General features: G+C 41.2%; 6 protein-coding genes. All 6 read right to left on the reverse strand.

The features are described from left to right. Positions 1 to 455: 455 nt before the first annotated feature. The 6 genes from H6F92_RS23520 to H6F92_RS23545 all read right to left on the reverse strand — a co-directional run bounded on the left by H6F92_RS23520 (position 456) and on the right by H6F92_RS23545 (position 6,647). Positions 456 to 764: a type II toxin-antitoxin system RelE family toxin gene (locus tag H6F92_RS23520; RefSeq protein WP_002750216.1), complete on the reverse strand. Its 309-nt coding sequence runs from the start codon at positions 762 to 764 to the stop codon at positions 456 to 458. Continuing rightward, positions 764 to 1,027: a type II toxin-antitoxin system Phd/YefM family antitoxin gene (locus H6F92_RS23525; RefSeq protein WP_002790841.1), complete on the reverse strand. Its 264-nt coding sequence runs from the start codon at positions 1,025 to 1,027 to the stop codon at positions 764 to 766. The genes H6F92_RS23520 and H6F92_RS23525 overlap by 1 nt, the downstream gene beginning before the upstream one ends. Before the next feature lie 132 nt (positions 1,028 to 1,159). Continuing rightward, positions 1,160 to 3,721, reverse strand: coding sequence for a HEAT repeat domain-containing protein (locus tag H6F92_RS23530; protein WP_190359712.1), 2,562 nt, complete (start codon positions 3,719 to 3,721; stop codon positions 1,160 to 1,162). A 155-nt stretch (positions 3,722 to 3,876) separates the two neighbouring features. Next, positions 3,877 to 4,236, reverse strand: a complete 360-nt coding sequence (locus H6F92_RS23535; protein ID WP_338420917.1) for a hypothetical protein — start codon at positions 4,234 to 4,236, stop codon at positions 3,877 to 3,879. 253 nt (positions 4,237 to 4,489) lie between these two features. Further along, positions 4,490 to 5,224, reverse strand: a complete 735-nt coding sequence (locus H6F92_RS23540) for a M15 family metallopeptidase (protein WP_190359714.1) — start codon at positions 5,222 to 5,224, stop codon at positions 4,490 to 4,492. 31 nt (positions 5,225 to 5,255) lie between these two features. Further along, positions 5,256 to 6,647 carry an NAD-dependent malic enzyme gene (locus H6F92_RS23545; protein WP_190359715.1) on the reverse strand — a complete coding sequence of 464 codons (1,392 nt, stop codon included), beginning with the start codon at positions 6,645 to 6,647 and terminating at the stop codon, positions 5,256 to 5,258. Between the last annotated feature and the right edge of the window lie 529 nt (positions 6,648 to 7,176).

Consider the following 7,176-nt stretch of genomic DNA (forward strand, 5'->3'; position numbering starts at 1 on the left):
CCTCGAATGGAAATTTTTTCTTTCTTCCAGACATCGATAATTTTTTGGCGAAAATCTACGGAATAGGGTCTCATAGGAAGCTGGTAAGTTCTATTATTTGTCTATTTGCTTTCTATTGTACCTCATAGCTCCAAGAATTGCTATATTCAATAAAGTATTGATGGCGATTTGGGTGTTATTAAGTTGCTGAACCATGTTATTTTTTCTCTGGGTTATTGTTATTAGGTTGCTGGGGATAATTCTGTTGGCTTCCTTGCACATTATGAGCTAAATTGCCAATAGTGGCTCCTCTGAAATCATAGGTAATAGATGATAGGGATGCGTTTTTTTTCAGAAGAAGCAGGAATATTTTGACTATCCTCTCCAAAACTGGCTATCTTTGAAAAAGTAATAGGTGTATATCTCACGATTCAGCAAGAACCTATTGGTTTAGCAGTTCTGTCATAACCCATATTTTATTCATTATTAATTAATTTTTCAAGAAGGGCATAAATATCTTTCTTATCACCTTGTTTACGAATTCCAACTCCAATAACAATAACAATAATTTGAGCTTCTTCAACACGATAGACAATCCGATATCTTTGACCAACTGCCCTAACGCTACGATATCCTTTAAGTTTACCTGAAAGGGCTTTACCTTGTTTATCTGGTTCAATTTTTAGCTTTTCAATCCGTTTGCGAATTTCTTGCTGAATGCGTTTATCGGTAATTTTAGATAAAAAGCTTAAAGCAAGAGGAATTAATTGTATTTGATATTCCATTACCAACCCAGTTGTTTTTTAGCATCTTCCCAAGTAATTCTTTGTCCTGATTGATCCTGTTGAATTGCTTCAGATAGGATTTCGGCAAACTCTTTGTCTTCTAAAATATCAAGAGTTTCTAACCAAGATTCAATTTGAGCGTAATTCAGGGCAACCATAATGGGTTGACCTTCTTTGGTAATAATAATAGGTTCGTCAGTCATTTGCTCAGACCATTCAACCAGCTTTTGTCCTGTTTCAGTAATGTTTAGATATTTAGTCATGTCAGCAATTAACAGTTATCAACTAATGATTATAGCAGTTATCGGTCAAATGAGTTACAGAGAACAAATTGGGTATAGTCAGCAATAGCACCTTTAGCCTTTATCTTTTAAAACAATCATTCTGGGATTTAGTTAAATATTTTGACTATCCTCTGCAAGTTTAGTTTCTACTTTTTGAATCATAGCTGCAAATTCCGATTGGCGGTGTAAGTCGATATTGAGGGTATTCATATCTTTAAGAATGTTGGTTAGATTATCAATATTGCTCCTGATTTCATCATACAAGTTTAATGTCGCCATGATACTATTAGTTTTAGCTAAATCAATTTGTTTGTATTTGGCTTGTAGTTTTGCTTTTTCGTCTTCCCAATATTTCAGGTAGTCTATGCGCTCGAAGTCTTTATGAATTCTGGCATCTGGTAAAATAATCGGGAATATTCTTTGATAAAAGTCACCATTTCTAGCAATTTCTACTAATTCAAACATACAGTTTTCTGATTTTAAGTATCTATCGCTGATGACGGCGACGACACATTTCCCCTGTCCAATTTGCCGCATAAAGTTTTTGATGGAGTCTTTATAGCTGGTGTGGGTTTTATCCCGAATAATCTCAATTCCTTTAGCGGCAAAAGCTTGGACGAGTTGATTAGCCATTTCGTTGCTGTCTTCTTGCCAGTTGTAGGAGATGTAAACTTGTTGATTCATGGGTTGGGAGAGGGGGTGATAGTATTTAAGTTTGTTTTGAATTGCGTCTAGTGCTTCTCTAGCTTGAGAGAGAGTATCGCCATTATTTAATGTGACAAAATCAGGATTTTTTAGGCATTTGATAAGTTCAGTCATCGCCGCTTCTGTGCCAATATTACCCAAAGCCTCGGCTGCATTCCCACGAACACCCCAATCAGAGTCTTCTAAAGCCTTGAGTAACTTAGCAATCGCTGCTTCTGTGCCAATTTTAAACAGGGCTTCTGCCGACTGATTACGAGCATACTTATAGGGGTCTTCTAAGGCTTCAATTAAACTAGAAATGGCGGCTTTTAATTTGATATTAACCAGAGATGCTTGACTACAAAAATACTTCTTATATGAATGTTCTAAGGCTTTAATTAACTCTGGAATATAGGAGTGTTCTGAGGCTTTAATTAACTCTGGAATGATGATTTTTGAGCCACCAATTTTAAAAAGAGCTTTTGCTGCATTTCTACGAACATCAGAATTAGAGTTTTTTAAGAATTGAATTAATCTAAAAATAGCCGCATCAGATCGAGTCATTTTTAGCAATTCAATAGTAAACAATTGAGGTAAATTTAAGCCTAAAACTAAAGCAACGGTTTCCTGTTGCCAGTCTTTTTTAACCTCTCCTGCTAACCTCGCTCCTAACTTTTTATCAACCACTAAAGCTAAATTCACCACTCGTAGGGCATCAGTTTTTTTATCCAGCATTCCCAACAGCAACGCCACAGGTTCAGTCCATTTGAGATAATTCAAATAGTCGCACTGTAACTGCTCATCACTCAGATGGGGTAACTTTTTCTTTAATTCCTCAGCCGTGTAATATTCTTGAATCAGTTGGTGGCGAAAAGCAATTTTATCATTACCTTCTAGGTGAATTAGATGATATTTCAATAAATCTTCTAACCACTGCTTACTGTAATATTCTGGGAATCCTTTATTTTTGATAAATTTGCTTAATTCTTCTTCTGCTTCTGTTCGGGAAATAGCCACCTGAATCTCGGTTTTTGACTCCCCTTGCGTCATTTTCCAAGCTAACACTTGCAGCAATTCTCGCCACCAATCCCGCGATTCTTGGTAAGTAGGAACATCTGCTTTTAATTTCTTGTCATAAATTCCTGTAAAAATCTGGAAAACTAAGCCCAAATTAGCAGGAATTTTGTTCTGATGATTATCAAAAACTGAACAAAGCATCCACAAAAGTAGAGGAGTTTCTCCCAATTCCTTGAGACGATTTCCCAACTGTTTAAGCATTTCTTCGCCTTTTTCAGGCAAATAGGCCTTGACAAAATCCCGCATCTGTGGTTCAGTTAGGGGCAGCATTTCCAGCTTTTTTTCAATGTTTAAGTCGTCGCTGCCTAAATCCCTTGTGGTGAAAATCATCGGAATTTCTGCATACTGCTGGCGAAAGTTTTTTAATTTCTGTCGTGCAGTATCTGAGGGCAATTCATTGATACCATCAAATAATAATAATGGTCTAAAATTCTGATTTTCTAACAGCCAACTTTCTAGGGTATTACTATCAATAATTAATTTATGGCGTTTCAGGAATTGTAAAATTAAATCAAGAATTGAGGTTTCATACAAGCGTAATTCGATGAGAATGGGAATTTGAATGATTTTAGCCTGATTTTGTTGATTTAGGCGCAAGCTTTGCGCCCCTACAGATTCTTCTAATAATAATCTGGCTAAAGCGGTCGATTTTCCTGAACCGGGACGACCTTTTAAAAGAACGTGATTAGCCGCATATTCGCGTAAACCATCTAAAACCGTGAATCTTTCGGGTTTTTCTGGTCTTTCTTGTCGGTTTTGTGGTTCTTTTTCAATCGTCTGCACCTGCAAATCCATTAAAGGTGCAGTTTTCGACGGGCGTGTTTTTCCCTCTACGTCCGTGAGGGTGTAAAATGTCTCCCACTGGGCGTACTTTTCCGAGATTGATTCGAGATAGGGAGTCCAGTCAATCATTGATGCTGTCTGTTAGTTCGAGAAGGAACCCCGATTAAACTTTCTAATATTTTAATTGTAGGCTAAGAAGATTTGTTCATGACTTACAAGATAGAATCGGAGTTTCTGCATCCCTCTCCTGTCAGACAGGGAAAACCCCATCCGAATATAAACACTCACGCTGCTGTCGTACCTTGTTCCAAGCACTTCAGCGTATATCTGGCACGAGTTTTAAGAATTGTTAATTGCTCTGTTTTTGCCAACAACTCATCTAACCCAGCTACTTCATCAGCGCAGAGTAAAGATTCTGCATTTCTCGTCACTAAATCATCTAAACGGTTTTGCTCTACGAGGGACAATTGACAACTTGCCAGCGCTTTTAATTCATCCACACTCAAACCAATCAAACAATCTTCATCGAGTCCTAATGAATTGGCAAATCGAGAATAGGTCTTCCAGTCTAATAAAACCCCAACTCGTTCCCCTTGCTCATTTGTTAAGTATTCTACTGGCTTGGACATATTAGAAACACTCACAATACAATATAATCCTATTTTAGTAATTAATTCCAGAAAATGCCATCGATCGCCGATAAGGTTATCCTATTTTTGTTTTCCTAATTGGAGAATAGTCTAATAAAACCCAAACTCTATTCTGAGTAACGCACAGGAAACGGGTTTCTCGGAGAAACCCGTTTTCTACTCATGCAAAAAAAGTTGGTGCGTTACGGCAATATTTAGACCTTGATTTTTTCCCTAAAAACAATGGATTGCCTAACGCACCCTACGTTTATTTTTGTTTTCCTAATTGTTGGGCCTTATAAAAAGTTTCTAAACTGTGACTATCCCCGACAAAACGCCAGTGCCAGGGTTCATAATTAATACCCTGGGGATTATTTTCAGGGAAAGATAACTCGAAACTATACTGGGCAGCGTTATTTTGCAACCAACGAAAAGCGGCAGTATTGGCAAAACTGCTACTTAAATTTGTTGCGGGAGCGCGACCATCGCCAATATCGATCGCATAACCGGTATGATGTTCGCTGTAACCTGGAGGTGCGCTCACTTCTGCTCGTTTGCGGGTTTCCTGATTGCGTTGTTCTTTAACTTCAAAAAAGAGCTTTTCTTGGGTTGCTTTCGCTCGAAATGCGGAAATCGGCATTAAAATCACCCCCGACCTTCTTGCGTCACTCTGCATCTGGATAAAAGCTTTGGCTGCTGCTTTCCTTAAACGCATAGCACCATCCCCAGTAATAGGGGCTAATTCCGTCTCTGGAGCCTCTTCATAGGGTAAATGACCTAGAATGTTCTCAATGGGGCTAGGAGTGGCTTTAATCGGGGGGGAGGGGTTAACCGGCGGTTTGTTTACGGAAGCAGGGGAACGATTCAAGACTGCTAGGGCAATTATGCCGGTTCCCACCAGAGCAAGTAAACCGCTTGCGATCGCTATGAGACCATTAGGATTAGTAGTTTTTCTGTACTGGCTGTCCCGCAAAGCTTCGGGAATATCATCGATCGGTTTCACGGTTTACTTACCCTCCTGCAAGATAATTACATTATTCCCCGGCCACTCCATCTTGACGAGCAGCGTGTTGAACGGCGGCGGCCACAGCCGTAACTACACGACCATCAAAAACCGAGGGAATAATATTCTCTCGATTGAGATTAGCAGGAGTGATCAGAGAAGCGATCGCTTTGGCCGCTTCCAGATACATATTATCGGTGATTGCCCTAGCGCGACAGTCCAGGGCCCCGCGAAATAATCCGGGGAAAGCGAGAACATTATTAATCTGATTGGGATAATCGCTGCGTCCGGTAGCCACCACGGCCACCAAATCATTGATTAATTCCGGTTGAATTTCGGGAATCGGATTAGCCATGGCAAACACGATCGCATCTTTAGCCATTCCCTTGACCATTTCGGGAGTCAATACCCCCGGTACACTCACCCCCAGGAAGACATCAGCGCCTTTAAGAGCATCCCCTAGCTTACCAGTGGCGGCCACGGCCCAAGCTTGTTTTTCTGGGGTTAAATCGTCCCGTTTTTGGGAGAGGATGCCAAGGGAATCACAGAGGGTTATATCTGTAGCTCCTGCGGTTTTAAAGAGAGTAGCGATGGCGATTCCCGCTGCACCCGCACCATTAATCACGATTTTGACTGTATCAAGCGATTTTTTGACAAATTTGAGGGCATTAATCAGGGCAGCCAGGGAAACGATCGCTGTACCATGTTGATCATCGTGGAAAACGGGAATATTTAATTCCGCTCGCAGACGTTTCTCGATTTCAAAACAGCGTGGCGCGCCGATATCCTCTAGGTTAATACCCCCAAAAACCGGAGCGATTCTTTTGACGGTTGCGATGATTTCTTCGGGGTCTTGGGTGGCTAAACAGATGGGAAAAGCGTCAATTCCGGCGAATTCCTTGAATAACATTGCCTTCCCTTCCATTACTGGTAGGGCAGCCTCTGGCCCGAGATTTCCTAATCCTAATACCGCGCTACCATCGGTAACTACAGCGACGGTGTTGCCCTTGATGGTCAATGAGTACACTTGTTCGGGGTCGTGGGCGATAGCGGTGCAGATGCGACCAACTCCGGGGGTGTAGGCCATGGCCAGGTCATCTTGGGAGGTGAGGGGAATACGACTCTCAATGGAGATTTTACCCCGACGATGGAGATCGAAGGTGCGATCGGAAACTTTCAGGAGTTTAACATCTGGTAGAGCTTTAACCGCGGCGATAATCTGTTCCGCTTGGTCGGTACTAGCGGCATCAACCATCACCTCGCGGGTGCTAATCTTTAAATTGCGTTCGATTAGAGAAATTTGCCCTAAATTCCCCCCCACATCGGCGATCGCATTGAGGACAGAAGCGAAGGTTCCCGCTTGATTGGGGATTTCTATCTTGAGACTTAGACTATAGCTAGGATTGGGCGTTAAATGAACCATGCTGAAGGCTTCCAATACTGATAAATATTGATTATCTTCTATCTGTGGGGGACTTTGGTATCTAATCGTGCAGTTTCTGTAGCTATTAGGATATCTGTGGTCATAATACCAGTGGGACCGAGCGAGTCAAACTAGATCCTTTTTAAAAGGTGTGGGGTGTGGGGGGTGACCCCCCCAACCCCCCCGACATCGGTAGGGCTGATTCATTCTCTAGTTTGATTCCTTGTTTGTCTGTCTTCAATCGCTTACGGGGCAAGCAAAGCAAGGCATTTTAAAAATTTTTCAGATATTTGTTCTGAGAAATTGACTGAAAACCTTGCCAGATAAGGATTTGATTGAATGACATTTGCGAGAATGAAACGACCCTACCCCGACATCGGGGGGGTGTGGGGTTTGGGGAGAAACAATCGATAACTGGCTCTTCGGGAATTGTTATGCAAATAATTAACTTAAAATAAAATTCGATGAGAGCACCTACGCTCAAAAGTAGCTGAAATCCATACAGGGAAGGACTTAAGGCACAAACAGG

This window comes from Microcystis wesenbergii FACHB-1317 (genome assembly GCF_014696875.1).
Taxonomy (GTDB): domain Bacteria; phylum Cyanobacteriota; class Cyanobacteriia; order Cyanobacteriales; family Microcystaceae; genus Microcystis; species Microcystis wesenbergii_A.

Coding starts and splice junctions, on each gene's coding strand:
- H6F92_RS23520 (WP_002750216.1), bottom strand. CDS start 764: ATGGAATATCAAATACAATTAATTCCTCTTGCTTTAAGCTTTTTATCT.
- H6F92_RS23525 (WP_002790841.1), bottom strand. CDS start 1,027: ATGACTAAATATCTAAACATTACTGAAACAGGACAAAAGCTGGTTGAA.
- H6F92_RS23530 (WP_190359712.1), bottom strand. CDS start 3,721: ATGATTGACTGGACTCCCTATCTCGAATCAATCTCGGAAAAGTACGCC.
- H6F92_RS23545 (WP_190359715.1), bottom strand. CDS start 6,647: ATGGTTCATTTAACGCCCAATCCTAGCTATAGTCTAAGTCTCAAGATA.